The sequence below is a fragment of the Bradyrhizobium sp. 179 genome (assembly GCF_023073535.1).
Taxonomy (GTDB): domain Bacteria; phylum Pseudomonadota; class Alphaproteobacteria; order Rhizobiales; family Xanthobacteraceae; genus Bradyrhizobium.
This window is the reverse complement of the sequence record NZ_JADPJR010000097.1, coordinates 175010-201705: the sequence shown is the minus strand read 5'-3', so window position 1 is coordinate 201705 and position 26696 is coordinate 175010. Positions and strand designations below refer to the sequence as shown.

General features: G+C 63.6%; 24 protein-coding genes. 3 read left to right on the top strand and 21 right to left on the bottom strand.

What is annotated here, in order from left to right:
- Positions 1-195: 195 nt before the first annotated feature.
- From IVB12_RS22960 to IVB12_RS22890, 15 genes are all read right to left on the bottom strand, one after another.
- Positions 196-1251 carry a UDP-glucuronic acid decarboxylase family protein gene (locus tag IVB12_RS22960; protein ID WP_247302292.1) on the bottom strand — a complete coding sequence of 352 codons (1056 nt, stop codon included), beginning with the start codon at positions 1249-1251 and terminating at the stop codon, positions 196-198.
- 11 nt (positions 1252-1262) lie between these two features.
- Complete coding sequence (locus IVB12_RS22955) at positions 1263-2387, bottom strand: glycosyltransferase (RefSeq protein ID WP_247302290.1); 1125 nt, start codon at positions 2385-2387, stop codon at positions 1263-1265.
- Positions 2384-3472, bottom strand: a complete 1089-nt coding sequence (locus IVB12_RS22950; RefSeq protein ID WP_247302289.1) for a glycosyltransferase — start codon at positions 3470-3472, stop codon at positions 2384-2386. Before IVB12_RS22950 ends, IVB12_RS22955 begins: the two co-directional genes overlap by 4 nt.
- Complete coding sequence (locus IVB12_RS22945) at positions 3469-4599, bottom strand: glycosyltransferase (RefSeq protein WP_247302287.1); 1131 nt, start codon at positions 4597-4599, stop codon at positions 3469-3471. Before IVB12_RS22945 ends, IVB12_RS22950 begins: the two co-directional genes overlap by 4 nt.
- On the bottom strand, positions 4596-5678 hold the full coding sequence (locus IVB12_RS22940) for a glycosyltransferase family 4 protein (RefSeq protein ID WP_247302285.1): 1083 nt from the start codon (positions 5676-5678) through the stop codon (positions 4596-4598). The genes IVB12_RS22945 and IVB12_RS22940 overlap by 4 nt, the downstream gene beginning before the upstream one ends.
- Positions 5679-5704: 26 nt before the next feature.
- Positions 5705-6991, bottom strand: a complete 1287-nt coding sequence (locus tag IVB12_RS22935) for a TIGR04295 family B12-binding domain-containing radical SAM protein (protein ID WP_247302283.1) — start codon at positions 6989-6991, stop codon at positions 5705-5707.
- A complete protein-coding gene (locus IVB12_RS22930; protein ID WP_247302281.1) occupies positions 6988-8052 on the bottom strand; it encodes an NAD-dependent epimerase/dehydratase family protein in 1065 nt (354 codons plus the stop codon). Before IVB12_RS22930 ends, IVB12_RS22935 begins: the two co-directional genes overlap by 4 nt.
- Positions 8052-9164, bottom strand: a complete 1113-nt coding sequence (locus IVB12_RS22925; RefSeq protein WP_247302279.1) for an NAD-dependent epimerase/dehydratase family protein — start codon at positions 9162-9164, stop codon at positions 8052-8054. Before IVB12_RS22925 ends, IVB12_RS22930 begins: the two co-directional genes overlap by 1 nt.
- Before the next feature lie 214 nt (positions 9165-9378).
- Positions 9379-10584, bottom strand: coding sequence for a phosphopentomutase (locus IVB12_RS22920; protein WP_247302277.1), 1206 nt, complete (start codon positions 10582-10584; stop codon positions 9379-9381).
- Positions 10572-11525 (bottom strand): beta-xylosidase, encoded by a 954-nt coding sequence (locus tag IVB12_RS22915; RefSeq protein ID WP_247302275.1) that lies wholly within the window; start codon positions 11523-11525, stop codon positions 10572-10574. Before IVB12_RS22915 ends, IVB12_RS22920 begins: the two co-directional genes overlap by 13 nt.
- Entirely contained in the window at positions 11522-12289 is a 768-nt protein-coding gene (locus IVB12_RS22910) for a TIGR04290 family methyltransferase (RefSeq protein ID WP_247302273.1), read from the bottom strand. The genes IVB12_RS22915 and IVB12_RS22910 overlap by 4 nt, the downstream gene beginning before the upstream one ends.
- Positions 12286-13095: a sugar phosphate nucleotidyltransferase gene (locus IVB12_RS22905; RefSeq protein WP_247302264.1), complete on the bottom strand. Its 810-nt coding sequence runs from the start codon at positions 13093-13095 to the stop codon at positions 12286-12288. The genes IVB12_RS22910 and IVB12_RS22905 overlap by 4 nt, the downstream gene beginning before the upstream one ends.
- A 2-nt stretch (positions 13096-13097) precedes the next feature.
- A complete protein-coding gene (locus tag IVB12_RS22900; protein WP_247302262.1) occupies positions 13098-14201 on the bottom strand; it encodes a glycosyltransferase in 1104 nt (367 codons plus the stop codon).
- Positions 14198-14794 (bottom strand): histidine phosphatase family protein, encoded by a 597-nt coding sequence (locus IVB12_RS22895; protein WP_247302260.1) that lies wholly within the window; start codon positions 14792-14794, stop codon positions 14198-14200. Before IVB12_RS22895 ends, IVB12_RS22900 begins: the two co-directional genes overlap by 4 nt.
- Complete coding sequence (locus IVB12_RS22890) at positions 14794-15894, bottom strand: inositol-3-phosphate synthase (RefSeq protein ID WP_247302259.1); 1101 nt, start codon at positions 15892-15894, stop codon at positions 14794-14796. Before IVB12_RS22890 ends, IVB12_RS22895 begins: the two co-directional genes overlap by 1 nt.
- Before the next feature lie 329 nt (positions 15895-16223).
- On the opposite strand from IVB12_RS22890, the gene IVB12_RS22885 reads away from it, so the two are divergent.
- Both IVB12_RS22885 and IVB12_RS22880 read left to right on the top strand, forming a co-directional pair.
- Positions 16224-16511: a hypothetical protein gene (locus IVB12_RS22885; RefSeq protein ID WP_247302257.1), complete on the top strand. Its 288-nt coding sequence runs from the start codon at positions 16224-16226 to the stop codon at positions 16509-16511.
- Between the two features lie 38 nt (positions 16512-16549).
- Positions 16550-17503 carry a hypothetical protein gene (locus tag IVB12_RS22880; protein WP_247302255.1) on the top strand — a complete coding sequence of 318 codons (954 nt, stop codon included), beginning with the start codon at positions 16550-16552 and terminating at the stop codon, positions 17501-17503.
- On the opposite strand, the gene IVB12_RS22875 is transcribed toward IVB12_RS22880, so the two are convergent.
- Positions 17443-18228: a Crp/Fnr family transcriptional regulator gene (locus IVB12_RS22875; protein WP_247302253.1), complete on the bottom strand. Its 786-nt coding sequence runs from the start codon at positions 18226-18228 to the stop codon at positions 17443-17445. The two genes, IVB12_RS22880 and IVB12_RS22875, sit on opposite strands and share 61 nt — an antisense overlap.
- Before the next feature lie 505 nt (positions 18229-18733).
- Between IVB12_RS22875 and IVB12_RS22870 the strand changes: the two genes are divergently transcribed.
- Positions 18734-20533: an SDR family oxidoreductase gene (locus tag IVB12_RS22870; protein WP_247302251.1), complete on the top strand. Its 1800-nt coding sequence runs from the start codon at positions 18734-18736 to the stop codon at positions 20531-20533.
- Positions 20534-20543: 10 nt separating this feature from the next.
- On the opposite strand, the gene IVB12_RS22865 is transcribed toward IVB12_RS22870, so the two are convergent.
- The 5 genes from IVB12_RS22865 to IVB12_RS22845 are packed head-to-tail and all read right to left on the bottom strand — an operon-like array spanning position 20544 to position 26640.
- Complete coding sequence (locus IVB12_RS22865) at positions 20544-22943, bottom strand: membrane-bound PQQ-dependent dehydrogenase, glucose/quinate/shikimate family (protein WP_247302249.1); 2400 nt, start codon at positions 22941-22943, stop codon at positions 20544-20546.
- A gap of 5 nt (positions 22944-22948) precedes the next feature.
- Positions 22949-23326, bottom strand: a complete 378-nt coding sequence (locus IVB12_RS22860) for a c-type cytochrome (protein WP_247302248.1) — start codon at positions 23324-23326, stop codon at positions 22949-22951.
- A 20-nt stretch (positions 23327-23346) separates the two neighbouring features.
- Entirely contained in the window at positions 23347-23982 is a 636-nt protein-coding gene (locus IVB12_RS22855) for a cytochrome c (RefSeq protein ID WP_247302246.1), read from the bottom strand.
- Positions 23982-24821, bottom strand: a complete 840-nt coding sequence (locus IVB12_RS22850) for a substrate-binding domain-containing protein (protein WP_247302244.1) — start codon at positions 24819-24821, stop codon at positions 23982-23984. Before IVB12_RS22850 ends, IVB12_RS22855 begins: the two co-directional genes overlap by 1 nt.
- Positions 24805-26640 carry a methanol/ethanol family PQQ-dependent dehydrogenase gene (locus IVB12_RS22845; RefSeq protein WP_256467128.1) on the bottom strand — a complete coding sequence of 612 codons (1836 nt, stop codon included), beginning with the start codon at positions 26638-26640 and terminating at the stop codon, positions 24805-24807. Before IVB12_RS22845 ends, IVB12_RS22850 begins: the two co-directional genes overlap by 17 nt.
- Between the last annotated feature and the right edge of the window lie 56 nt (positions 26641-26696).

Here is a 26696-nt window from a genome sequence, read left to right as displayed (position 1 = left end):
CTGAACTGAGTCGCTGCATAAAACCCCCGTTCTGACCGTGTCGCGAGGGGGTCAATTCCTCGTGTCGTCAGGGGGTCAATTTTCCACGTCGCCCGACACCCCCAGCTCGGCTGTTTCGCGTGGATACTAGACTTTGATGGGCTGAGCGGATGTCGCTTATCAACGCGATCCGATCCAACGAGAAGCGCGTTGATCTTAATCCGCGATCTTAAGGAGGTCGCGCGTCGGACCTCTCCTTCGCCGTGCAAGAGCCGGCACCAGCGTCGGTGACTCATCCGCGATGCGCAACGCGAAATAGGCGATCGTCGCCTGAAGACCGTCCTTCAGCGCGACGCGCGGACGCCATCCCAGAAGTCGCGCGGCGGTGTCGATGACCGGCTTGCGACGCTTCGGATCGTCCTTCGGCAGTGCCACGAAGCGGAGTGGGGAGGCCGATTCTGTGTACGTCAGGACCTCCCGGGCTATGGCCTCGATCGTGACCTCGTGCGGATTGCCGAGGTTGCAGGGGCCGGTCACCGAGGCCGGGCTTTCCATCAGCAGCTGAAGGCCCCGCACCAGATCGTCGACGAAGCAGAAGCTCCTTGTCTGCGTGCCGCCGCCATAGATCGTGATCGGCTCGCCGCGCAGCGCCTGCACGATGAAATTGGAGACGACACGGCCATCGTTCTCCAGCATGCGCGGGCCATAGGTGTTGAAGATGCGCGCGACCTTGATCTCGGTTCCGTGCGTGCGGTGGTAGTCGAACATCAGCGTCTCGGCGGCGCGTTTGCCCTCGTCGTAGCAGGCCCGCGGCCCGATCGGGTTGACGTTGCCGAGATAGGATTCCGGCTGTGGATGCACCTCCGGATCGCCGTAGACTTCGCTCGTCGAGGCCTGCAGGACCCGGGCGCCCTTGCGGCGGGCGAGCTCGAGCAAATTGATGGTGCCGAGCACGCATGTCTTCATCGTGCCGACCGGATCCTTCTGGTAATGCCGGGGTGAGGCGGGGCAGGCGAGACTGTAGATCCGGTCGATCTCGTCGTCGATCTCGATCTCCTCGCGCACATCATGCTCGATGAAGCGAAAGTTCGGATGGTTCAGCAGCGGCCTGATATTGTCGATTGTGCCCGTGAACAGGTTGTCGAGGCAGATCACCCTGTTGCCGCGTTGCAGAAGCGAATCGCAGAGATGAGAGCCGATGAAGCCGGCGCCGCCGGCGATGAGCACTGTCGGCGAGCGACGGAGCGTGGGAATGCGGGTCTGGAGTGTCATGGCAAGCTCCCTCAGAGTTCGGCGACTTGAACCGGTCGGCCAGCCGGTAGCCGCGCCGATTTGCGGCGGCGGCGCGCGGTTGCTTCGGCGCAGTAGAGCTCCAACTGGCGGGCCCGATGGTCGGAGGTGTGATCGGTCAGAACGCGGCGGCGCGCGCTCTCGGCGATGGTGCGTCGACGTTCCTCGGGCATGTCGCGCAGGATCTCGATGACGTCGCGCGCCGTTGAGGCCAGCAAGATTTCCCGCGACGGCTCGAAGATGGTCTCGATCCCCGGCCATCGGTCGGAAATCACGGGCGTGCCGCAGGCGGCAGCTTCGAACAGCCGAACGCTCGGCGAGAAGCCCAACGCGCGCATGTCGGCGCGGGTCGCATTCAGGGCGAACCGCTGCTCCGCGTAAAACATCGGGTGCTGCTTTGGCGCGAGGTGCTCGATCCGCATGACATTGTCGGGCCAGGCGATATGTTCAGGATATTGCGCGCCCGCGACGGCGAATTGTTCGGACGGCAGCATCCGCGCCGGGGACAACAGCAATTGTTCAAGGACGGGCTGCCGGTCCTCGCTATAAGTCCCGAGATAGCCAAGCGCCCATTTCGTCTGGGCCTGTTGCGGCACGTAGGCGTCCGCGTCGGCGCTGCAATAGAGAACCCGTGCCATCGGGCTGCCGTAACGCGCCTCGATCATGTCGGGCACCGGGCCACCGGCGAATGATAGATAGAGGTCAAAACGCGGGATCATCGCAGCGGAGAGATAGTCGAGGCCCCTGTCGAGTCTCGCCAGCGTCACCGGCGTGTCGATGTCATAGAAGGCGGTGATCCCTCGCGCCTGGCTCATGATCCATTCGGAGATGGCGATACCGTCGGGCACATAGGAGCCGATGATGACGAGGTCGGCGTCCCGGATCAGCTTTCCGAAGCGGCGAGGGATATCCTTCAGCGACTGATAGAGCTCGACAGTCCACGACGACGGCTTGGTGAGGTCGCGATGCTCGCGATACCAGGCGACGTCGCGCTCCAGGAAGGTGACATGGTGGCCTCGTCGCGCGAGGGCCTCGATCAGGGCGCGATAGGTCGTGGCGTGACCATTGCCCCATGATGACGTGACCGAAAGACCGACGACGACGATGCTAAGGTTCATTCTGCTGCCTCGATGTGCGAGCTGCTTCCGACGAAGAGATCGTTGAATTGGCGGGCGCGGTGCCGGTAGGTGTGTTGGCTGAGAATGTGCGCGCGGGCACGGCTGGCGATCGCGGCGGCCCGATCAGGGCTGAGGGCGCCGAGATGGCCGGCAATCTCGGCTCCATTCGCGGCTACCAGCACTTCGCGATCCGGCTCGAGGAAATGGTCGATGCCGACCCATTGATCGGTGATCAAGCAGGCGCCTGCGCCGATCGCCTCGAATATCCGCGTCGGCGGCGAGAATCCGTAGCGCGCCATGCTGTCGCGATTGACATTGAGCGTGGCAAGACCGGAGCCGAAGAATGCGTTGTGCTCGCCGGTGCCGACATGCCCGACCTTTCGGAGGTTGCGGGACGTATCCTTGGTCTCCCAGCCGGAGCCGCCGAGAACGAACGTCTTGTCCGGCAACTGGCGCGCGATGTCGAGGAAGAAGTGCTCGACGCGCTGCTCGCGATCAGGCAGGCGATTTGCCAGCAGGCTGAGATCGCAGGTGAAGTCCGGCTTGGGCGGCGATGGAAAATGCGTTTCGGGGTCGAGGGCGTTGTAGATCGGAACGCAGTCTCGCGCACCAATAGCGCGGTAGGCCGATACGACGCCATCGCCGCCCCCGTAGGTCAAGACCATATCGTAGGATGGAATTGCACGGCGCAGATGATGCTCCGGATCGTTTGTCATCGCTTCGAGCGTGGCGGGAGCATCGACATCCCAGTAAATGCGCATGGTTCGGGAGGGTAAGGCAGCAACGGCGGTCTCCAGCTCCTGATCGAAGACGCCGACGCCACTGGCCTTGATCAGCATGTCGGCCGATCGCGCGGCCGCATCGAGCGAGCCGCGCCAGCCGTCGGCGGTCGCGGGGTAGACGACGACCCTGGCCCAGTCGGGGTCGTCGATGTCGCGGTGGGCCTGCCGCTCGAAGGCGTCAGGCTCGAAGAAGGTGACGTCGTGTCCGAGCGCCGCAATCTGCTTGAGCATGCCGCGATAATAGGTGGCGGCGCCGTTCCAGTAGGACGAGACAAGGCTGGATCCGAAGAAGCAGATCTTCATGCGGAGGCTCCGATGTAATGCAGCGGCTGTGACGAGCTATCGGAGGCACGAATGGCCTCCACGATGCCCACAAGCTGTTGTGCGCGATGACAGCAGGTATGGCGCTCCTGAATTGTCCGAAGGCCGGTCTCCACCATCGCCGAAGACAGCTCCCGATCGTCGAGAACGGCGCGGAGCGCGCGCTTCATCTCCGCGCCGTTGGCCACCTGGAGATAAGCGCCGTCCGGAAACAGGCTTTCCGCATCGGACCAGGGCGCCGAGAGCAGAGGAATGCCGCAGGCGAGGGCCTCGAACACACGGATGGTAGGGATGCCCGGAAGCGACCGTACATAGGGCCCGCGCGGGACGTGAATGGTCGCGCGCGCGCCGGCGAATGCCACCGGAGCCCAATGCGCAGGCAGCCAGCCGCCGTGGCGGATACCTGTGGCCCGGATGGTCTGGAGGGCGGCATCCGAGTAACGCACGCCATAGACGCTCGCGCGCAAATTCAGTTCGGCAACAGGCTCGACCAGGAATTCGTTGAGCTCAGTGCTGCGTTCGCCGTCGCCCCAATTGCCGATCCAGACCAGATCGTCGGTAGGTTCGACATTCGGCAGCGGGTGGTACAAGGCGACGTCGGCGGCTTCGTGCCAGGTATAGGCCCGGTCGGCCCAGCCGAGCTTCACGTAGATCTGGCGAAGCACCTCGCCGAAGGCGAGCACGCCGTCGAATGCGTCGAGGTCAAACTGTGCAAGTTCGTCCGGCGCCGTAATCGCACGATGATGGGTATCGTGGAACAACAATGTGAAGGGAGCGCCGTGCGCGCGCCTGTGCCCGATCTGCTCGATCACATCGGGCGAGTTCCATTCATGCACGACGACGAGATCGGCGCCATCGAGCGCTTCGTCGAAATCGAGCGAGGCATCATAGCGACGAATGGAAATACCTGGGAAGAGCTGTCCGATGTCTTGCAGGACCTCGCTGCCGCTCTCGCGGATGGCATTCAACCGACTCCAGCCGTCGATCGGCTCGAAAACGACGACCTCGTGACCAAGCGCATGCAGCTCGCGGGCGTAGCCGCGCAGGAAATGAGCGTTGCCATTGTTCCAGCAGGAGGTGAATGCGTGGTAGAACAGGACGCATTTCATGCCCGCACCTCGATCTGGCCGGCTTGAGGTGTCGTGCGGTTGGCAGCGAGCAGCCCTTTGTAGAGCTTCAGATAAGCGCCGGTCGTGCGCGACAGCGAATAGGTCAGGGAACGCTCGTAGGCGGCGCGTTGCAGCCGTTCTCTTCCGAGATCGTCCGCACAAAGTTCTGCGAGAGCTCGGTGCAACGCCTGACTATCGCAGGGATCGAAAAACAGCGCGGCTCCGCCCCACAATTCCCGGAACGTCGGGATGTCCGACAGCACGAGGGCGCAGCCGGCGGCGGCTGCCTCCAAAACGGAGAGGCCGAACGGCTCATAAAGTGCTGGGCTTGCAAAGATCGCCGCGCACTGGAGATGTCCGCGCAAGGCGCTGTGCGGCAATTGCCCAAGCCAAGTGACGCCCACGGACGGATCTGCTTCAGCGGGTCCTGCGACCTGAACCGGCCAATCCAGATCCGGTGCAGCCGCAGCCAACACTCCGATGTTCTTGGCGTGATCCCACAGCCGGCCGGCCCCGAAGATCAGCTCCTGCTTTCGAGTTGAGAGGTCTCCAGCAACAATCCCGTTCCAGATCACGGTGCCGGGAGACCGTGGCCGATAGATCTCCACGATCTCATCGTGGAACGACCGGCTCGGGCAGACCCAAGCCTGCGTGCTGTTGAGCGCCGCCGCCACCCGTTCCGTATAACGCGCCCAACGGGGCTCGCCGAGCCAGGCCGTATCCCGACAGGCCAGCGCCCATGAGTTGACGCAGGAGTGCGCCACGAGAACGGTTGGCGCACGCCACGACAGGGTTGCCTCGCGGAAACTGTTGAGGTGGACGATGTCCGGCCTGAACCGTGCTTCGAGCCCTAGAAGGACACGCCTGGCATTGAGGAGGTCACGCCCTTCCGGGTCCTGCCATTCCAAAGCGAGGTCGGTTTCGATGAGGCGGACCTCCGAGCCGTGCAGCATCTCGCGCTGGTCGGCGCGCGCGGATGGACCCATCGTCGCCAGCGTCACGTGGGCGCCCGCGGCGGCAAGGCTCGAGGCGAGAGCGCAGGAATAGGTCCACACGCCACCGACAGTGTCGGTCGTCATCAGGATTCCGATGTCCGAACCGCGGCTCATGGCGCAACCGGATGTTCGAGGGCGTCGAGCGGGACCGGCCGATCGTTCTGCACGTCACTGAACTGGTCGAACATCCCGAGATAGTGCCGATGCGCGCGCTCCCAGGCGAAATCGTCAGCCTCGCCCCACAGCTTTCGGTAGTCCGGCGAGCCGGGGTAGGGATAGAGCGGGACCGGGTCGTTCGCCCAGATGCCGGCATCCTGCATCTTGCGGCGCCAGCGCTGCACTACGGGATCGTCGTCCTCGGGGACCTCGATCAGATTGGCCTGCACGAAGGGGACGTAGCGTCGGGCTTCGACCAGGCGGTCAGCGAGCTGGTCGGTGGTCATCTTGCAGTTCTTGGCGAGTGCCGCGCGGCCCTCGACGGTGAGACTTTCGATGCCAGCCTCGATCGAGACGCAGCCAGCGCGACCCAGCAAAGCGAGCATGTCCGGCTTCCAGAGATCAATGCGGGTCTGGACACCGAATTTGAGGCCGCGCGTACTCAGCCCTTTCAGAAGTTCTGGATTCGGAAGGAAGATTTCGTCGATGAAGTAGACATATTCGACGCCTTGGCCGCGCAGTCGATCAATTTCGTCGAGAATGATCGAGGGCGGCCGTTTGCGGTAGGCGTTGCGGAAATTCTCCTTGGCGCAGAACGTGCAATTATAGGGGCATCCGCGCGACGCCTCGACCTCCGCGCCGGGGCCCATCGGTTCGGCCTCGAAGCGATGATGGTGGTGACGATGCCGCCGGATCATCTCGTCCGGCCAGTCGAGCGCTGGCTGATCCTTGAAGTCGACCGCCTGCGGGCCGCCATTGACCCGGACCGAGGCGCCGTCCGCCAAGCACAGGCCGGGGAAGTCCCGCTCCCCGTTGGCCAGCCGCAGCAAAGATGCTTCGCATTCACCCATGACGATGATATCGACCGCGAGCTTCCTCAGGGCCGCTCGCGGCGTGGTCGAGCCGTGCGGGCCGACGGCGACCAAGACCGGTGCAAGATCCCGTACCGCCAGTGCAAGCTCCTGCGGAACCCGCAGCTCCGGCGGTGCGCAGCGCCAGAACAGGTAGGTCGGTGCCGTCGTGATGACAATCAGGTCAGGCTTGAAGGCGCGCAGCTCAGCCTCGACGTCCCGCAATGTCAGATCGAACATGTGCGCATCGAGCAGCAGCGTCCGGTGCCCGGCCGCTTTCAAATAATGCTCGGCGATGCCGAGCTCGAGCGGAAGGTGGGGGGACCGGCAGCCGAAATAGATGCTGCCGCCAAAATCCCATTTCGGATTGATCAGGGCGACGCGTGTCATGCGAGAGCCTCGCGGTTGCCCCGAGTTGTTCCGAAGCGGCTGTCCAGCCAGGCGTGAAGCGAGCGAAGGCCGTCGGCGACCGAGACCTGCGGTGCCCATCCGAGGGCGGTAGACAGCGCCCGGGTGTCGGTGACGTACCAAGGCTGATCGCCCGGACGCCAATCGGCAAAGCGGTATGTGACCTGATGGCCCGTCAGTTCGGCAATGTGGTCGATCAATTCCCGGAGGCTGATCGCATTGGCTGGTCCGCCGCCGAGATTGAACACGCGTCCACGCGCCAGCGAGATCCGGTCGAGTACCGCGAGCCAGGCAGAAGCTGCATCCGACACATGCAGCGCGTCGCGGACCTGATAACCGTCGCCGTAGATCGTCAGTGGTTTGCCGCGGATCGCGCTCAGCAGGAAATGTGCGATCCAGCCCTGGTCCTCGGTGCCGAACTGGCGCGGCCCATAGATGCAGCTCATGCGCAGCACCACGGTCTGTAGCCCGTAAACCCGCGCATAATCGTGGACGTACTGATCCGCCGTCCCTTTGGAACAGCCATAGGGGCTGTAGAAATCGAGCGCAGCGTTCTCGGAGATGCCTTCGGCCAGCAAGTCGCTGGTGGGCGTATAACGGCGGCCGGTGAGTGCGATCTCGCTGTCCTCGATCAGGCGGCCATAGACCTTGTTGGTGGAGGCGAACACGACCGGAGCGGTGCTGTTGTGCAGCCGAACCGCTTCAAGCACGTTCAGGGTCCCGCGCGCGTTGATCTCGAAATCGGCGGCGGGATCGCTCACGCTGCCGGTGACGGCGACCTGAGCCGCCAAATGCAGCACCGCGCGGGCCTCACGTACGGCATCGATCACCGGGATCGGCTCACGAATGTCGGCCACCGCGATGGTGATGAGGTCGCGATGCCTGGATTTCAGCCATTGCGCGTTCTCGCGCACGCCGGCGCGGGCCAGATTGTCCAGCACCAGTACGCGCTCGCCGCGCTCCGCCAGCCGGTCGGCAAGATTGCAACCGATGAAGCCGCAGCCGCCTGTGATCAGAACCGGCCTGTTGTCTCGCTCATTCATCACGCAACCAATCCTCGTTGCAGCAGCTCCTGGGTCGCCCGCTCGGCCTGGTCGTCGGCGATCTGGTCTGCGAGATATTCCGCGAGCTCCTCCAGGCCGTCCCTGAAAGCCACATGCGGCTCGAAGCCGAGAAGGTCGCGCGATTTGCCGATATCTGCGAAGCAGTGCCTGATGTCGCCGGCGCGGTATTTCCGCGTGATCTCGGGCGCGATGTCGCTCCGGCCCATGACCTCGGCGAGGTCCTCGGCGACGGACAGAATGGTCCGGCTTTGGCCCGAGCCCACGTTGAAGACGTCCTGCGTCTGCTCCACTTCCAGGGCGATGCGACAGGCGCGGGCGACGTCGTGCACGTGAACAAAGTCGCGTCGTTGCTCGCCGTCCTCGAAAACAAGCGGCGGCCGACCGTTGAGGAGCCGCGCGGCGAAAATCGCGAGTACGCCGGTATAGGGATTTGACAGAGCCTGGCGGGGACCGAACACGTTGAAGAAGCGCAGCGCCAGGGTCGGGATGCCGTAAGCCTTGCCTGTAATCAGGCACATGCGCTCCTGCGCAAACTTGTTCAATGCGTAGACCGAGCTCAGTGACGGCAGCTTGTTCTCCGGCGTCGCCACGGGGACGAGTGGGTGACCCGCGCTGTCGCGCAACTCCCATTCCCCTCTGCGCAGCTGCTCGATCGGCCGTTCGTCGCAGGCGACGACGCTTTGATCGGGCCTGCGATAGAGGCCTTCGCCGTAGATGCTCATGGAGGAGGCGACCACCAGCCGTTCGACCGGGCGCCTCGACACCGCCTGGAGCAGCACCGCTGTGCCGAGCTCGTTGGTCCGCACAAAAGGCTCGATGTCGTACATGCTCTGGCCGACGCCGACGGCGGAAGCGAGATGCAGGACCATGTCGGCCCCGCGCAAGGCATGTTCGACCGCAACGCTGTCGGTGACGTCGCCAACGACGAGCTCGGCCTCATCGGCGAGATAGGACGGGCGCTGGCGATTGCCGCCGTGGACCTGCGGCGAAAGATTGTCGAGCAGCCGGACCTCATAACCGGCAGCGAGCAGCATGTCGGTTGCATGCGAGCCGATGAATCCCGCGCCTCCAGTGATTAATACCCGCGTCATGCACCACTCCGTGCCGCCGTAAGATCGATCCCTCTGGGAAATCGACCGATGATGGGAGCTGAAGCGCGCCTTACTGTCTGGTCGGACGACCTGCACGCCAGTCACGTTTGGAGTCAGAAGCGATGCAAGGAATGTTCGTTCCTCGAAATTGTACAAACGAATATTTCTCTAACCTGGATCAATAACCTAGGTGAATCCGCAGCTCTGCCGGCGGCTAGAAGTGCACGCCGTGCAGCGGTTCCGGCAGGTCCAGGTGCCTTGCCGCGGTCGCGCCGATATCGGAAAAGCCGGCACGCCGGCCGATCGGAGCAGATGATTGCGTCGTCCAGGCCAGGATAGGCACCTGTTCGCGGGTGTGGTCGGTGCCGCTCCAGGTCGGATCGCAGCCATGGTCGGCGGTGATGATCAGAAGATCGTCGCTCCGCAGACGCGACAGTAGCTCGGGAAGACGGTCATCGAAGAATTCGAGTGCCGCGGCATAGCCCGCGACGTCGCGGCGATGGCCGTAGAGGGTGTCGAAATCGATGAAGTTGGCGAACAGCATTCCTCCATCCGCAAGGCCGGCCAGCCCCTTGAGCGAGGCGTCGAACAACCCGTCATTGCCGTCGCCGCGCATGTTTCGCCCCGTTGCTCGATGAGCGAAGATGTCGTCGATCTTGCCGATCGTCACGATGTCACGGCCGGCGCTTTCAGCGAGATCTAAGATGGTTCGCCCGGGCGGCGGCACCGAATAGTCGCGCCGGTGTACGGTGCGCTTGAAGTCGCTCGCACTTGTGCCGACGAATGGCCGGGCAATGACGCGGCCGATGTTGAGGGGATCGATCAGCCGCCTTGCGATCGCGCAAATCTCATACAGACGTTCGAGCCCGAAGGTCTCCTCATGCGCTGCGATCTGGAACACGCTGTCGGCTGAGGTGTAGCAGATCGGCATTCCCGTTCGCATGTGGCGCTCGCCGAACTCGGCGATGATCTCCGTGCCGGAGGCGTGACAATCCCCGAGAATGCCGGGCAATCCGGCTTGCTCGCAGAAGGCCTTAGTCAGATCCGCGGGGAAGCAGGGCACCGTTCGGGGGAAATAGCCCCATTCGAACGGTACGGGCACTCCGGAGATCTCCCAATGGCCTGACGGGGTGTCCTTGCCTTTCGAGATCTCGCTTGCGCACCCAAATTTCCGGTGCTCGACCCGACCGTCCAGCCCCGGCGGCACGCGCCCCGCGGCGAGGCGGCAGGCCTGGCCGAGGCCGAGCGCGACGAGATTGGGAAGCCGGAGCGGACCCTCGCGGGCGGCGCTGTCGGCGCGACCGGCCATGCAGGCTTCGGCGATGTGGCCGACAGTGTCGGCGCCATCGTCGCCATAGCGAGCGGCATCCGGCGCGCCGCCGATGCCGACGGAGTCCATCACCAGGATCAGGGCACGCATGTCGGTTCTCTGATAGGGGGATCGGCGGACGTTGCGGAGGATGCAGCACCGGTCTTCGTGCAGTAGCGATCGACCATCAATGCGCAGAAATCCGCAAACTCATTGACGTCGAGTGGCGGGCTGGTGTGATGCGGCTCGATGCCCCGATGCTCGGGCGTGAAGCAGAACGTCACCGTGACCTGAAATTCCGCCAGCGCCTCCATCTGGCGGTCGAACCATGCGAGCGCATTAGGCCGGAAGCTGTCGGCCCACGAAAGACCTGTCCTGAGATGGGTCACGCCGAGACGGCGCATCCAGTGCACGGCGTCGTTGAGGCGATGATCCTCGAAGTGGAACCACTGGCACAGACCCATTGCAGGCGCATACATGCCAAACTGATCGGCCGCCGCCTTTGGCGTGCCGTCCTCGCGCAGCAGGCCCATGTGGAAATGCCTGTAATAGGAGGAGCCTTCGGCTTCCTTGTGCCGTGTCGTTGCTTCCCAGGCGGAGGGAAGGTCGTAGAGGCTGTACCAATGGATGCGCGGGGCACGGCCGATCAGGAGTTCGGCTGTGCGCGACAGGCCCCAGGCTTGCACCTCTTCGGCGCCGAACGAGGAGACGCCGACCTCCGTCACCCAGACGGGCAGGGCGGTGACCGACTTGATCTCCTCGATCTTGGCCGGCCACTCGCCGATCTGCCACAGGTTCCAGTCGAGCGGAAAGCCATGCACGGCGACTGCATCGAAATTGTCGAGCACGCTGCGGCTCTGCATGTTGCGCATGAAGGACGGATCAATCGGCGAGATGCCGCCGAGCACGATTGGCAATGCGGGCCGCGCACTGCGGATCGATTTGCCGGCAGCAATGGCCAAGTTCGCGAACATCGCCCAATCCGGATCGATCAGGAGATTCCAATGCGACTTGTTGTTCGGCTCGTTCCAGATCTTGGCAGCCTCGATCATGGGCTTGTGCTCCGGCAAGGATAAACGGGTCCATCGGACTGGGGGCGCTCCGTTCGCTCGCAGAGATAGACCTCCTCTTCGGGATGCGCAGTGATGGCAAAGCCCGCGCTGCGCAGCATGGCCTCGACGCAGGCCCGGTTCGGGACCCACCAATTGGTGGGGTCGTCGGCGTATTTGTGCTCGATGAAGTGCAGTTTGGGATAGCCGGCGGAATCGAACTGATCGGTGGTCCAGAAATCGTAGTTCTTCTCGATCGCGTCGACGTGACTGTCGCCGCGCTGCATCGATTGGAACAGGAGGAGGTCCTTGGCGACGTGCTCGTGGATGAGATCCAGCGCCAGAAGCGGATGGCGCAGGTGGTAGAGCACGCCCATGAAGATCACCAGATCGAACTTCTCGCGGAGGTGCCCGACATCATAGGCCGACATCTTGCGGAATTCGATCCTGAGGCCTTTCACTTCGGCGGCGAAGCGCGCCTGCGCCAGATACTCCTCGTCGGTATCTAGTCCAAGCACGCGCTCGGCACCCCGCTGCTTCATCTCCATGGCGTAAAAGCCGGCGTTGCAGCCGATATCGAGCACGGTCTTGCCTTCGAGGCGGTCCGGAATGATTCCGGAAAAGCGCCGCCATTTCACGTTGGGATAGTCGCCGAGGAAGTGGGCGGGGGCGGTCGGCACGCCATTCAGGTCGAGATTGTGAAACCACGGCCCGAGCGCATCGACGCGCCTGCGAATTTCCTCGCGCGTAAGTAGCGCTCTCGTCATGCAGTCGCTCCGTTGTCCATCGCGGGGATCGGTCGAGCTCCATCCGACGAGGTGCCGACCCGCGACCTCGACCGGCCGTCAGCGCCGGCGCTGTCCGCGAGAAGAGCCATAGCCTTGCGATAGCCGTCGACGGTTCCGACATCGACATAGGACTCCCCGGCCTTGACCCCGATGCCGACGCCACCTGCCTGGAGGTACGCATTGACCAAAGTCCCAAAATATTCGTCTCGCCGATCTCGCGCGTTCCAGAGCGCATGCAATTCGCGGAAGCCGGTGGCCGACATCCTGAAAGCGCCCCAGATCCACCGCGAGGTTGGGGTCGGCTGCTTGACCTGGATCTCCCGCACGTTGTCTCCCTCGACCACAACGGCGTCGAAGAATTCCGGGCGCTCGACCGGGAAGAGCAGGAAGGAGAGGTCGGCATCGGGCAGAGCCTGCAAGGCGGCCTTTGGAAACCACACGGTATCGGGCAGGCCGACGACGACGTGCTCGTCATGGCCGACCACGGTGCCGGCCCGGAAGACGGCGTCGCACAGGCCGGATGCGTCGGGCTGGACCACATAGGCGAGCTGAGCGCTGCCGTAGTGATCGCCGAAATATTCCAGAATGTCGGATTTGCCCGGCGAAATGACGAAGCAGATCTTGTCCGCGCCGCCAAGGATGAGGCGCTCCAGGAGATATTCGGAGACCGCGCAGGGGCGCTCCGTGCCGTCGTCGCGCCGGCTGCCGACGGGCAGCAGCTCCTTGGAGAACGCCAGCGGTTGGATGCGGCTGCCGCGGCCCGCGGCCGGAACGATGCCCCACATGGTCAGGCCTCCTCGGATTGCTGGCGATGCGTGCCGCTGGACGCCGCCTGCTCGAGCAGCGACACCAGCTCGCGTGCGCGTTTGTCGGATGTGTGCTGATCCATTGTCCGTTCATAGGCGCATCTAGCGATAGATTGGAGCTCGGCGCTCGGCATCGCCAATGCCGTCAATGTGTCCTGCGCGTCGCGGGCGATCAGGATCTCCCTGCCAGGCGCGAAGAACTCTTCGATACCCGGCCAGTCGTCGCTCAGGAGCGGGACGCCACAGGCAGCCGCCTCGAACAGACGGCCGGAGGGGCACCAGCCCATCTCCGCCATGGCTTTGCGTGTGACGTTGAGGGTCAAGCGGGAGGATGCAAAGAAAGGCGCATGCTCCGATGGCGGCAGATGCCGCACGAAGTAGATGTTGGGCGACCATGGGAAGTCGTCAGGATACTGCGCCCCGCCGATCAGGAAGCGCAGGTCCTGCCGCGCGCGTGCCGGTTCGACGAAAAGCGCCTCAAGTCCGCGCTGGCGGTCTTCGGAATAGGTGCCGAGATAAGAGAGATCTGCGCGGTAGTGCGGTCGGGGCGGCACCGGGCGATGAATATCGACATCGACGTGGCCGTATAGGGGGCGAATGTCGCGGGCGCCGAGCCGGTCGCGGAATTCGTGGGCAACGCGGGGCCCGCCGGTGAAGCTGAGGACGAGCGCGAAATCCCGTAGGCCCCGCGGGCTGATATACGGAACGGATCCACCCTCCATGAGCCGCGCCAGCGTGATCGGGGTATCCAGATCATAGAAGACGGGAACGGCGCGTCTTTCCGACATGATCAGGTCGGTCGCCGCGATCGCGTCGGGACAATAAGACGTGACGATCGCGACATCGGCATCCCCGACATCGCGGCGAGCGAAGGAGCGGGTCTCGTCCCAGTCCGAAAACAACCGCAGCTGGCCGCCCGGCAACTCATTGAAGTCGCGGGCGCCGGCGTAATAGGGCACATCGCGCTCGTAGAAGACGACAGTGTGGCCGAGGTGTGCCAGATGCTTGCAGAGGCCGCGCCACAGGGTCGCGTGGCCGTTGCCCCAGGAGGAGGAGATGGTCAGCCCGAAAATGACGATCTTCACGCCGGCACCCGCTGATTGATCCCGGTAATCCTGAACCCGCGGCTGTCCACGCTGAGAGTGGAGATGCTGGATGGGTCGATTTCGATCGAGAGAAAGTCGTCAAGCCGCATGCGCGCGTAATGCAAGAGCGCCGCACGGATCGGCTCGGCATGACTGACAGCAATGACGGTGCCCGCAGAATGATCGTTGCGCAACTGCTCCAGATGGCCAACGACGCGATTCTGGAGCGAGCGCATGCTCTCGCCCCCGGGTGGGCGGCTAGTCCCGCGCCGCCTGTTCCAGCGCGACCATTGCGGGTCCTGACGGAGCTCCTCGAACGACCGGCCGCTCCATTCGCCATAGTCGAGTTCGTCGAGAGCGGGAACGATCTCGATCGGCAGTCCGAAGTGCGCCGCCAGAATGGAGGCTGATTGCATGCAGCGCCGCTGCGGGCTCGACTGGATCAAGGCTGGCCACGGGCTGATCGTGATTGCACAGCGCGCCATTTCCTCGCAGCCGATGTCGTCGAGCGTGACGCCATTCATCCGGCCGCATAGCGTGCGGCCGAGCAAAGCATGGTGACCGTGACGCACGAGATGAATGATCCTCGCCATCAAGTATACACCTTGTCCTCGATGAAGGCGCGCGTTCGCCGTCCGGCCTCCTCGTCGGTGAACTGCTGCGGCGGCGATTTCATGAAATAGCTGGAGGGACCGGTCAGGGCGCCGCCCTGACCGCGATCCATGGCAAGTTTTGCGCAGCGGACCGCGTCGATCACGACGCCCGCGGAGTTCGGGGAGTCCCACACTTCGAGCTTGACTTCGGCGCTCAGCGGCACGCCGCCGAATGTCGTGCCTTCGAGGCGGATGAAAGCGAGCTTGCGATCGGTCAGCCAGGGCACGTGATCGCTCGGCCCGACATGGATGTTGTCGGGATCGATCGGAACGTCGAACTGGCTGGTGACCGCCTGAGTCTTGGAGATCTTCTTCGAGGTCAGCCGCTCTCGTTCGAGCATGTTCTTGAAGTCGGTATTGCCGCCGACGTTGAGCTGGTAGGTGCGGTCCAGCCGCACGCCGCGATCGCGAAACAAATTGGCGAGCACGCGGTGCAGGATGGTTGCGCCGACCTGGCTCTTGATGTCGTCGCCGATGATCGGAAGGCCTGCATTCTCGAACCGCTGCCGCCAGTCCGGATTGGAAGCGATGAAAACGGGGATGCAATTAACGTAGCCGCAGCCGGCTTCGATGGCGCGCGCTGCGTACCATTCACTTGCGCGTTGCGAGCCGACGGGCAGGTACGACACCAGCACGTCGGTCCGTGACATTGCCAGGACCTCCGAAACATCGGCCTCCGGGACGTCGGCGACCGGAACATCATCTTCGAGATAGTGCCCGATGCCATCCATGACCGGGCCGCGCTGAACGATCACTCCGGTCTGTTCGACATCGGAGAACCGATGCGTGTTGTTCGGCTTGGCAAAGATGGCGTCGGCGACATCGCGTCCGACCTTGCCGGCGTTGACGTCGAAAGCTGACGCGATCTGGAGGTCGCTGATGTGATACCCGCCGAGATCGACGTTCATCAGGCCGGGCACAGGCTCGTTCGATTTGGCGTTTCGGTAATAGGTGAGCCCCTGGACGAAGGAGCTTGCGCAATTGCCGACGCCGACGATGCCGACGCGCACGCGGCGCCTGTCCTGAAGACGGGAATGCATGGACTAAGACCTCCGGGAAGACGATGGCATCAGCGTAAGTAGATCGGCGAACGTGTCGGAAGGTATGTTCGTTCCTGTGCTGGAGCCGCCGAGCCGGCGTGCGCATCGATTCAGGGCAACAAAAATGCAGCGCGCTTAACTTGGGATAAGATCCGCAGCCGGATCAACGGAACGAACATCATCCTGGATGAAGATGAAGAAGATGATGCTGGTTGTCCGGCGTCGGCCCCGGCGCGCCGTGAAGAACAAATCCTGCCGGCCCGCGTTTCATCGCAAATGGCTTCGGCGATGGCCGTGTCATTGCCGGGCCTGCACAAGCGAGGTGCCACATGACGTCCAAGACGCAGAACAACGAAGCCCAGCAGACCACCGATCACGCCGCGATCCGCAAATGGATCGAAGAGCGCGGTGGGCGGCCGGCGACCGTCAAGGCGACCGAAGAGGATGGACACGCCGGCATCCTGCGCATCGATTTCGATCCGCCGGATGAGGGGCTCGACCGCATCGGGTGGGATGAGTTCTTCGAGAAGTTCGACGAGGCCGGCATTGCCTTCCTGCACCAGGACCGGACCAAGGACGGAGAGCTGAGCCGCTTCCACAAATTCGTCCGTCGCTAGCCGGATCTCGGGACGTGACGAACGGCTGGGTGGAGGCCATGCGAGCAGGCGACTTTGCGCGTGCCTGGGCCATCAATGACCACGATCTCGCGACGTCCGGGTACCCGCCCAAGCATACCGGTCCGCGTCATCTCCAGCGGATCTGGCGAGGGGAGTCGCTTGCGAACAAGCACCTGCTCGTGCGGTGCTATCACGGGCTCGGCGACACGATCCAGTTCCTGCGTTTCATGCAGCCCCTTCGCGGCGTAGCGCGCAGTGTCACGGTCTGGTGTCAGCCCGAACTGTTGCCGCTGGTCGAGCGCACGGCAGGCGTCGATTGCGCGCTTGCGCTCCATTCGGGCACGCCTGAAGCTGACTTTGAGGTCGACATCGAGATCATGGAGGTGCCGCACGCGCTCAAGGTCGGGAGAGAGCAGATCGGGATGAGCGCGCCATATTTGACGCTGCCGCCGAGAAGCATGCCTGTGTCGCTCGACTGCGAAGGTCTGCCCGTCGGCTTGGTCTGGGAGGTGGGCCAATGGGATAAGCGGCGCGCTATTCTCCCCGCATTGTTGCGACGTCTCGCCGTTCCTGGCGTAGCGCTTCATTCGCTCCAGAGAGAGGCGGGGACCGACGAACTCGCGCAGATCGGCGCTCGCGACATCAGCACGCCCGATATCGCGGCTCTCGGTCGTCTTCTCTGCCAGCTCGATCTCGTCATTTGCGTCGACACCATGGTCGCACACCTCGCGGGAGCACTCGGATGCGAAGCCTGGGTGCTGCTGCACGCCGATTGCGACTGGCGCTGGCCTTCATCCGGATGCCGCACGTTCTGGTATCCGAGCCTGCGGCTGTTTCGTCAAAAGACGGCCGGCGATTGGGGGGCTGTCATTCTGGAAGTGCGCGAAGCCTTACAGGAGCGCGTGAGGTGTGAGCAGAAGGTTACGCAATATCATCTCGCCGACGCGACGGCGCCTTTGGTCAATTCCAGTTGCACTGGCCGTCGGCCTTGATCAGTTGGCCGGATGCCTAGATAGGTGGGATCGAAGCCTGCCAGCCGGACCAGTCCGGGCCAGTCGGAGATCATCAAGGTCTTGCCGTGCCAGTGCAACAGGTTGCAGCGGCGCAACTCCCGGATGGTGCGGTTGACATGGACTGGGGAGATGCTGCAGGCCGCCGCGAGGTCGGATTGGGTGAACGGCGAAGCCAATCTGAAGTCCTTTGCGAGCCCGACATTCTGCAGGCGTGTCGTGATCTCGCAGAGCAGGTGCGCTACACGCGTCAAGGCGTCCCGGCTGCCGAGGTTTACGGCCCAGTTGCGCTGTCTGGCGTGGTCGCCAAGCAGCATCAGCAGTAGGGTACGCGACATCGCGGGCGAGCGCGCCGATAGTTCGCGAAAGAAGCGATGCGGCACCAGCGCGACCACGGCAGGTCCGAGCGCAATGAGGTTGCCATTGATGCGGGGCTGATAGAGGGTCTGGAGGTCAGCGATGTCGCCGGGAACCGAGATCGATGTGATCTGCCCGTCTGCGGCCTGGGCGTCCTGCCAGGACAGGTAGCCCTGGAGCAGCAGGCAGCATTGTTGGCTGTCGTCGCCGTGGCGCAGGATAGCCTGATGTGAACTGAAGTGCGCGATCGTGCTCGGCATTTCTGCCAGCAGATCAAGGTCGTCGGCGGTCACGTCGCCAATACTCGCCAGGTGATCGGCAAGCTTGGAAAAGGCAAATCCCGTCTGCATCGGTCATCCGATCGCCCGCCGCCTACCGCAACTCTGACCCAAATGGCAAAGGGCAGGCATTAACCTGTGATACGCTCCCTCGATCAGGGTATGATCGACGGGTGCGAGTCGACGTTCGCCAGTCTTCAATGTTCCTGTGAAATGAAATTAGGGAAAGCGGCAGTCGTCCGCACTTCGTTTCGCCGGCACTATCGTGTAGCGTGAGGCTTTTCCGCGGGAGGCGGTCCCCTGTTCGACACCGACACGATGGGGACAAGAGATAGGCCTCTCTTGGCGGTCCTCCGGAAGGCCGGTTCCAGGGCCTTGTCCGAAGCCTCAGCCATGCGGCGGTAACGGGCGGGAATCGGGGTCGTGGCGAACTCGCGACGCCGGCACCTGCGCGGCTCGCCTGAACGGATTCGCTCCTGTACATCTTTGAGTCATCGAAGCTTTTGCGCCGGGCCGCCCTGGCGAGGAACGAGCGTCATGTCAGGGATTTGAGCAAGGTCCCGACCGGAAGACGCTCATGCACAGATTTGACGCCGCCTCATCGACCGCCGCCCTCACGAGGGAGACAGATGACATCTGGATCGCGGACGATGTGCCAATCAGCGCGGCCGGTCTGCGTCTGCCTGTTCGCATGACGGTCATTCGGCTGTCGAATGGTGACCTCGTGCTGCACTCGCCGGTGCGATATTCGCCTGCTCTGCGCAATGAGCTGGAGCGGTTGGGATCAATCAAATATCTGGTCGCGCCGAACGTGGCGCACTGGATGTTTCTGCCTGCCTGGCAAAGACATCTGTCGCAAACGTTGACCTTTACTGCGCGAGGACTGTCTGCGCGGAAGCAGGTGCGAGAGGCCGGGCTTCGCGTTGACCGCGAACTTGGCGACACCCCCCCCGGAGAGTGGGCCGCCGAGCTTCAGACCATCTCGGTGCATGCCCCGATGTTCTCCGAGGTGGAGATATTCGACAAGCGGAGCCGCACGCTGATCCTGACGGATCTCGTGCAGAACCTTGATTCCCATGATCTTTCCGCGTCAAATCAGGCCGCCGCAAACCTGCTCGGCATCGCCAAGCCTGACGGCAAGGCGCCGATTTATCTCCGGCTCTTGTTGCGCCTCGGCGGCCATTCGGTACAGGCCGCGGCCGAACGGCTCGTGCGCCTGGCGCCCGAGCGGGTCATCTTCGCGCATGGTGACTGGTTCAAAGCGGACGCGGCCGTGCGCCTCCGGCGGTCGTTGCGCTGGCTTGTCCCAATGGATGCCTCCGGATCTTCGCGGCGGCCAATGGCGGGCACACGGGTCGTCATTACGGGAGCATCCAGCGGAATTGGCCGAGCGGCGGCGCTGGCGTTTGCGCAGCAAGGGGCGAGCGTGGCGCTTGCCGCTCGTCGCAGTGAGGTCCTGGCAAGCCTCGCGGCAGAGTGCGAGGCGCTGGGAGGCCGTGCCTTGGCGGTCCAGACCGATGTCAGCGATGCGGAAGCGGTGCAGCGATTGGCAGCGCAGGTCGACGATGTATTCGGCGGAATCGACGTCTGGATCAATAACGCCGGCACCGGTGTATTCGGCGCCTATCAGGACGCCGACTTCGCGCTTCACCGCCGAACCATCGAAGTCAATCTCCTGGGAATGATGCACGGCGCCTTCGCGGTGCTCCCGATCTTTCTCCGCCAGAACCGAGGCATCCTGATCAACAACATCTCGCTGGGAGGTTGGATGCCGACGCCGTTTGCGGCCGCCTACACCGCGAGCAAGTTCGGCCTGCGCGGGTTCACGGCGAGCCTGCGCCAGGAGCTCGACGCGCATCCGAACATCCATGTCTGCGGCGTGTTCCCGGCGATGGTAGATACGCCGGGCTTCGTCCACGGCGCCAACATGTCCGGGAAGAGGCTCGATCCGGGGCCGCTGCTGTACCAGTCAGAAGATGTCGCTCAGACCTTTTTGAACCTCGTTCGCGCGCCGCGCGATGAAGTGGCCGTCGGCTGGCCCGCGCGCGGTGGCCAGATCGCCTACGCCATCGCGCCGAAATTGACCGAAAATCTGTTAGGTGGCGCATTCCGATTCCTCCTGTCGCGCGCCGGACGCGCACCGATCAGCGAGGGAAGTATCATCGAAGCCTCGCCGCTCGGCACGTCGGTAGACGGGGGGTGGCTGGGGCGGAAGCAGCTTCCACCGGCTGGGGTCATCAGCAAGGGGCTTGCAGTTGTGGGAATGGCTGCGTGTGTGGCTTTCGTGGCCGCGATAGCCGTCCGGCCGCGTCGGCCGCAGATCAGGACCAGGCGTCGCCGGACGTCGACGGGACGTACCGCAGCAAGGCCGTCTTGACCGACGGACATCATGGCAACGCGTAGGCCCGCACGTAGTCCCCGAGCCTGGTGCCGAACGAGCCGTGGCCGCCATCGACCGTCACCACGTATTGCTTGCCGCCGGTCTCATAAGTCATTGGCGTTGATTGGCCGCCAGCGGGAAGACGGTCCTGCCAGAGCTGCTTGCCATCACTGACGTCGAATGCCCTGATATAGTCATCCATTGTCCCCGTGATGAAGATGACGCCTCCCGCGGTCACGATCGGCCCGCCCAGCATGGGAACGCCCAGCTTGAACGGAAACGGGACAGGGGCCTGATCGCGGATCGTGCCGATACGGTGTTGCCACACCACCTTGTGCGTCTTGAGGGCAATGGCCGCGATATTCCCCCAGGGCGGGGCGAGGCAGGGGATGCCGAGCGGCGACAGGAAGATGCCGAGTTCGACGCCGTAGGGAGCGCCGTACATCGGTTGAACGCCGAGTTCGGTGCCGGGTGGATGCGCAGCGTTCGGCGCGGCCGGATTGTCTTTTCCACGCGGCACCAGGCGGGAAATGAACGGAATCGATTGAGGGTTTGCAATCGCGATCTGCCGCTTTGGATCGACGGCAATTCCGCCCCACTCGAACATGCCGAAATCACCCGGGAACACCAGCGTACCTTGCTCCGAAGGCGGCGTGAACGGCCCTTCGTAACGGAGACGCTTGAACTTGATACGGCAGGCGAGCTGGTCGAACATCGTGCTGCCCCACATCTGCGCGTCCGTCAGCATGCCGGGCGGGCGGAAGCTCAATTCCGAGAAGGGCTGAGTGGGCCATAGCCGGTCGCCGGGTGCGGCGCCCTGCGGCACGGGCTTCTCCGGCGCGGGCACCAGCTGATGCCCGTCGCGGCGGTCGAGCACGAAAATGTCGCCCGTCTTTGCCGGAATGTAGATCGCCGGCGTGGTGCCGCCATTCGAACGCAGATCGACCAGGCTCGGCTGCGAAGGCATGTCCATATCCCAGAGATCATGGTGCACGTTCTGGAACGACCAGCGTAGTTTTCCGGTGGCGATATCGAGCGCGATCAGCGCTGAATCGTAACGCTCCTTGTCCGACGAACGGCCGCCGCCCCAGATGTCCGGAGAGCTTGAGCCCAGCGGGACGTAGACGAGCCCGAGATTTTCATCGACCGCCGAGATGCTCCACGAATTGGGTGAACCGGCCGTGAAATGATGCGAGGCGGAGGGCATCTCGTTCGGATCGGGATTGCCGGCATCGAACGCCCATATCAGTCGCCCGGAATAGATGTCGAAACCGCGGATCACGCCTGAAGGCACGCGGTCGGAATAATTGTCGATGATGGCGCCACCGACGATCAGAACCTTCTCGGTCACCACGGGCGGCGAGGTACCCTCGTAGAAGCCGAGCGTCTGGACCTCGCTTCCCTCCTTGAGGTCGATCTGACCTTGGTTGCCAAAGCTGGCGCAGGGCGTGCCGCTCTGGGCATCCAGCGAAAACATCCGGCCGTCATTCGTCGGCACGAAAATGCGCTGCGGACAATCGCTTGGGGCCGGCGCGCCGTCGGTTGTGACCGCGCCAGGCTTTGTCGCGTGATACGACACGCCGCGGCAGGTCATGTGCTGGAAGGCCTTGTTGTGCTGGATCTGAGGGTCAAACTTCCAGCGCAACTTGCCGGTCGCAGCGTCGAGCGCGAACACGATCTGGTGTGGCGAGCAGGTGTAGAGGAGATCGCCAATCTTGAGCGGCGTCGCCTGGTTGGTGATCTCATCGGGATCATCGGGTCCCTTGTGGTCGCCGGTGCGGAATTCCCAGGCGAGCTTGAGGTCCTTCACATCGGTTTTGGTGATCTGGCTGAGCGAGGAATAGCGCGTCCCCCAGCCGGTGCCGCCATAGGCGGTCCAGTTTTCGCCGGCGGCGGGCGGGGCTGCTTCGGAGGAGGCAATGGCGCCCGTCGTTTCGCTCTCCGGCACCGTGCCGGCAAGATCGTGGCGATCGCGCGTGAGGGAGAGGGCGAGGACGGCGGCCGCCGCCATCAGTACGACGCCGAGCGCCCATCGCGCGGCACGCAAGCGAGGTGCCAAACGACGCGTAATGAAGGGCAACAGCAGCCAGACGCCCAGCGGCGCAAGCACGTCGCCGCGCGGCGCCAGGGACCAGAAATCGAGGCCGGCCTCCCAAATTGCCCACGCCATCGTGCCAAGCAGCAGCGCGGCATACACCCAGAGCGCCTCGGCACGACGGCGCGTAAGCAGCCACGCGGTGAGCAAAAGCATGGCCCCGGCGACGAGATAGTAAAAGGAGCCGCCAAGCACAGCGAGCCAGGCGCCGCCGCCGGCGAGGGCCAATCCCATGATGGCGACAATCACAATGGTGACGGCCAGCAATGGCGCGTCACGGAACAAGTTTGCCGGGCGATGGATGGGGGTCATATTTCCTACTTCAGCGTATAGAGAAACGCCGCGATATCGCGCGCGTCCTTCTGCGGGATGCCCATTCTTGGCATGGCGTTGCCCGGCAACGCCCGCTGCGGATCTTCGATCCAGTCCGCCATGTTGTCGGGCGAATTCTGCATGTAGCCGGCGATGTAGGTCCGCGTGCCGATCCGGTGCAGAGGTGGGCCGACGTTGCCGTCGGCACCGGCGATGCCGGGTATGTCGTGACAGCTGCCGCAATGGTACTGCTTGACGAGGTCGATACCGCGGCGTGCATCGCCGATGAAATTGTCCGGGCCGGCAGCCGTGCCTTTGTCGCAGGCCACCGCCGTCAGGGCCAGCAGGGAGGCAATGAGCGATCGTGTCGTTGGAGTCCCCATCGGCTGCTCCGCTTTCCCGATCAGGGTTTTCGGCCGGAATTGAAGGTTTTGGTGGCGGACCACGGATCGGTCGTCGAGACCTGCTCGCTCGGGACTTGCTCCACTTCCGGGGATAGCGGATTTGCCGAGAAGGTCCGGCCCCATTGCCGGTTCGGCTCGTTGCTGATCTTGCCGATATAAGTGACGAGGTCCCATATCACGCTGTCGGGCAGCACGCCGCCCCAGGCCGGCATTCCATTGGGCCGTCCCTGGTAGATCGACAGATAGATGCTCTCGGGCTGCGAGCCATAGGTGAAGATGCTGTTACTCAACGCCGGCCCCATGCCGCCGCCGCCGTTCGGCGCGTGGCAGCCGACGCAATTGAAGTTGACGAAATAGGTCATCCCGCGCTGCTCTGCATTGGGATCGCCTTGCACGGGATTCTTGATCTGGGGTCGGTCCGGCTGCGCGCCGGGGAAGAGGTGGCTGACCGGGACCTGCATGAAGACGCCGGGCCTACCGTTGCCGACGCTGCCGCCGAAATTCGGGCGCGGTGCCGGCATCGGCATCTGCGCTTCCTGTGACTGCGGCAGAGTCTGCTGGGCGATTCCGGCGCCGTTCGACACGATCGCGAGGAGCAACGATAGGAAGCTCATGCGTAATGCTGGAGCAGACATCACTCATGCCCTCCGGATGCCGTGACCGGCTTTTCGACCAGCGGCACGCCGAAACTGCGCAGCAGCGACATGATCTCGGATCGATGCTCGTCGATGAAGGCATTCAGCCGGTCGCGCAGCGCGTGGTCGTCTTTGCGTACGCCCATGGCAATGGAGAACTGGAACTGCTGGGGGCCAAAGCGCTCGTAATCCCGAATTGGCGTGACCGTCAGCGGGACGGGAGAGCGCTGCGCGAAATAGCCGCCCAGCGGCCCCCAGGCGGCAGCAACATCGATCTCGCCGCTCTCGACTGCCTCGATCAGGCGCGCGGGCGGATCAGCCTGGCGATAGTCGCCGTAGATAGAATAGCCGCGGACATTGTCGACGATGCCCTGTTCGCCGAGCGCCTGCGCAGGCGGTGGATTGTTGCCGTCGTCGCCGATCAGATGCACGCCGATCACGAGGTGATGTAAGCGCGGGTCGAGCAGCGACGAAAGATCGAGCTGCTTATCCTGCCGAGCCACGAACACGTAGCTCGAGCGATAATACGGCTTTGTCGACTCCACGAGATCATAGCCGACCGGTACGCCCATCACGACGTCGCATTTGCCGGCATTGAGCGTGTTGCGGACGAAGCCGCGCCGCTGCGCCCACCAAGTGTAGGCGACCTGTTGGCCGAAATGCTCGCCAACCATGGCTGCGAGCCTGTTCTCGAATCCCGCTTCCGCGCTGTTCGAGAATGGCAGATTGTTCGGATCGGCACAGACGCGGAGTTCGCCATCCGATGCCGCCGCTCCGGTGCTCGCGAGCCCGATCAGGATGCCGAGGGCGATGCCCGGACAATTACTTCGAGGGCGCATGGCTGGTGTCCTCACCCTTTGCGTCTCCAAGCTTGAACACCAGCAACTCGCTCCCGCCGGCGGTGTAAAACGGCAAATCCTGCGTCGCGCCCGCAAAGCCCAGTGCGGCATTGCGCACGCGCGGATCGACCTCAGCATTGGCAACCACCCCCGGCCAACCGCCGACGCCCGAGAGGATCGCGATGTATTGCTGTCCGTCGGAGCCGCGATAGGAAACCGGCTGGCCGATGAACCCGGAGCCGGCACGGAATTGCCAGAGCACACGCCCATCCCTGGCGTTTACCGCCTTGAAAAGGCGATCCATGGTGCCGTAGAACGCCACGTCGCCGGCCGTCACCAGCGCGCCACTCCAGACCGGAAGCTTCTCGTGGATCTCCCAGATCTTCTTGCGCGCGACCGGGTCCCACGCCATGAACTCGCCGCGATACCCGCCAGGGCCGGCATACATATCAACGTCCGCGCCGACATAGGGCGTGCCGGCGATATATCCGACCTGCGAGGCCTTGAAGTCCATGCAAAGGTGCTGATGCGGCACGTACAGCAGCTTGGTCCGCGGTGACCAGGCCGACGGTTGCCAATCTTTGGCGCCGGGCGCGCTCGGGCAGATATTCTCGACGGTCTTGCCAACCAGCGGCGTCTTCTCCTCGTTTGGGATGATCTTGCCGGTCTTCAGATCGACGCCCTTGTAGCTATTGACGAACTCATAGGCGTCGGCCGAGATCACTTCGCCGGTCGCGCGATCCATGACGTACATGTAGCCGTTGCGGCCGGGATGGATCAGCACCTTGCGGGTCTGGCCGCTAAGATCGAGATCGAGAAGCACGTTCTCGTTGACTTCATCGTGATCGAACAGATCGTGCGGGTTGACCTGGTAGGCCCATTTGGCGCGACCGGTGTCCGGGTCGCGCGCAAAGATCGTGGTACTCCAGAGATTGTCGCCGCTGCGCTGGTTGGCATTCCAGGGACTGGGATTGGCAGTACCGTAGTAGATCAGGTTCAGATCAGGATCGTAGGAGATCCAGCCCCAGACTGTACCGCCGCCGACCTGCCAGCGATCGGCCGGCCAGCTCTTCACGCCGAGATCCGTGCCTTTGAGATTGTCATAGAACGGCTTGAAATCGTCCCCGATCAGCACCTCCTTGTCGGGGCCCGTCGAATAGGCGCGCCAGGCGATGGCGCCGGTGTTCTCATCTAGCGCCGTGACCCAGCCACGAACGCCCATTTCGCCGCCGCTGTTGCCGACGAGAATCTTTCCCTTCACCACGATGGGTGCCATCGTGATGGTCTCGCCCTTGTTGATCTCGCCGAGCTTGGTGTGCCAGAGCTCCTTGCCGGTCTTCGCATCGATCGCGACGGTGTGGTTATCGAGTGTATTGAGGAAGACCTTGCCGTTGTCGAAGGCGAGCCCGCGATTGACGACATCGCAACAGGCAACGCCCGCGGCTGCCGGCTCCGGCTTCGGCGCGTAGGACCACTTCAACTCACCTGTCGTGGCATCGAGTGCGAACACACGGTTGGGGTAGGGGCCTGCATAAGGGCCGACCACGTACATGGTGCCGTCCACCACGAGCGGCGCCGCTTCCTGGCCGCGATCGGCGCCAACCGAGAAGGTCCACGCAAGCTGGAGGCGCGAGGCGTTGGTCGCATTGATCTGGTCGAGCTCGCTGTAGCGCGTGTTGGCGTAATCGCGCGCGGCCATGGGCCATTGGCCCGGATCCTTCATGCGGCTGGCGAGATCGGTTTGTGCCGATCCCGACGACAGCAACGCGCCGAATGCGCAAAGGACGCTCAGCAACCGCGCGAAACCACGCACTAACATGTGTAAAGCACTCCATGGCGGTGACGAGGCCATGCCGCGTTGCAGGCCGGTGCGAA

What these genes read in the sequence shown, in the direction of transcription:
- IVB12_RS22905 (WP_247302264.1), bottom strand. Translation starts at nt 13,095, where the DNA reads ATGTGGGGCATCGTTCCGGCCGCGGGCCGCGGCAGCCGCATCCAACCG.
- IVB12_RS22855 (WP_247302246.1), bottom strand. Translation starts at nt 23,982, where the DNA reads ATGTCTGCTCCAGCATTACGCATGAGCTTCCTATCGTTGCTCCTCGCG.
- IVB12_RS22870 (WP_247302251.1), top strand. Translation starts at nt 18,734, where the DNA reads ATGCACAGATTTGACGCCGCCTCATCGACCGCCGCCCTCACGAGGGAG.
- IVB12_RS22935 (WP_247302283.1), bottom strand. Translation starts at nt 6,991, where the DNA reads ATGACACGCGTCGCCCTGATCAATCCGAAATGGGATTTTGGCGGCAGC.
- IVB12_RS22955 (WP_247302290.1), bottom strand. Translation starts at nt 2,387, where the DNA reads ATGAACCTTAGCATCGTCGTCGTCGGTCTTTCGGTCACGTCATCATGG.
- IVB12_RS22865 (WP_247302249.1), bottom strand. Translation starts at nt 22,943, where the DNA reads ATGACCCCCATCCATCGCCCGGCAAACTTGTTCCGTGACGCGCCATTG.
- IVB12_RS22885 (WP_247302257.1), top strand. Translation starts at nt 16,224, where the DNA reads ATGACGTCCAAGACGCAGAACAACGAAGCCCAGCAGACCACCGATCAC.
- IVB12_RS22860 (WP_247302248.1), bottom strand. Translation starts at nt 23,326, where the DNA reads ATGGGGACTCCAACGACACGATCGCTCATTGCCTCCCTGCTGGCCCTG.
- IVB12_RS22895 (WP_247302260.1), bottom strand. Translation starts at nt 14,794, where the DNA reads ATGGCGAGGATCATTCATCTCGTGCGTCACGGTCACCATGCTTTGCTC.
- IVB12_RS22960 (WP_247302292.1), bottom strand. Translation starts at nt 1,251, where the DNA reads ATGACACTCCAGACCCGCATTCCCACGCTCCGTCGCTCGCCGACAGTG.
- IVB12_RS22945 (WP_247302287.1), bottom strand. Translation starts at nt 4,599, where the DNA reads ATGAAATGCGTCCTGTTCTACCACGCATTCACCTCCTGCTGGAACAAT.
- IVB12_RS22930 (WP_247302281.1), bottom strand. Translation starts at nt 8,052, where the DNA reads ATGAATGAGCGAGACAACAGGCCGGTTCTGATCACAGGCGGCTGCGGC.
- IVB12_RS22890 (WP_247302259.1), bottom strand. Translation starts at nt 15,894, where the DNA reads ATGCATTCCCGTCTTCAGGACAGGCGCCGCGTGCGCGTCGGCATCGTC.
- IVB12_RS22850 (WP_247302244.1), bottom strand. Translation starts at nt 24,821, where the DNA reads ATGCGCCCTCGAAGTAATTGTCCGGGCATCGCCCTCGGCATCCTGATC.
- IVB12_RS22845 (WP_256467128.1), bottom strand. Translation starts at nt 26,640, where the DNA reads ATGTTAGTGCGTGGTTTCGCGCGGTTGCTGAGCGTCCTTTGCGCATTC.
- IVB12_RS22920 (WP_247302277.1), bottom strand. Translation starts at nt 10,584, where the DNA reads ATGCGTGCCCTGATCCTGGTGATGGACTCCGTCGGCATCGGCGGCGCG.
- IVB12_RS22880 (WP_247302255.1), top strand. Translation starts at nt 16,550, where the DNA reads ATGCGAGCAGGCGACTTTGCGCGTGCCTGGGCCATCAATGACCACGAT.
- IVB12_RS22875 (WP_247302253.1), bottom strand. Translation starts at nt 18,228, where the DNA reads ATGCAGACGGGATTTGCCTTTTCCAAGCTTGCCGATCACCTGGCGAGT.
- IVB12_RS22925 (WP_247302279.1), bottom strand. Translation starts at nt 9,164, where the DNA reads ATGACGCGGGTATTAATCACTGGAGGCGCGGGATTCATCGGCTCGCAT.
- IVB12_RS22950 (WP_247302289.1), bottom strand. Translation starts at nt 3,472, where the DNA reads ATGAAGATCTGCTTCTTCGGATCCAGCCTTGTCTCGTCCTACTGGAAC.
- IVB12_RS22915 (WP_247302275.1), bottom strand. Translation starts at nt 11,525, where the DNA reads ATGATCGAGGCTGCCAAGATCTGGAACGAGCCGAACAACAAGTCGCAT.
- IVB12_RS22940 (WP_247302285.1), bottom strand. Translation starts at nt 5,678, where the DNA reads ATGACGACCGACACTGTCGGTGGCGTGTGGACCTATTCCTGCGCTCTC.
- IVB12_RS22910 (WP_247302273.1), bottom strand. Translation starts at nt 12,289, where the DNA reads ATGACGAGAGCGCTACTTACGCGCGAGGAAATTCGCAGGCGCGTCGAT.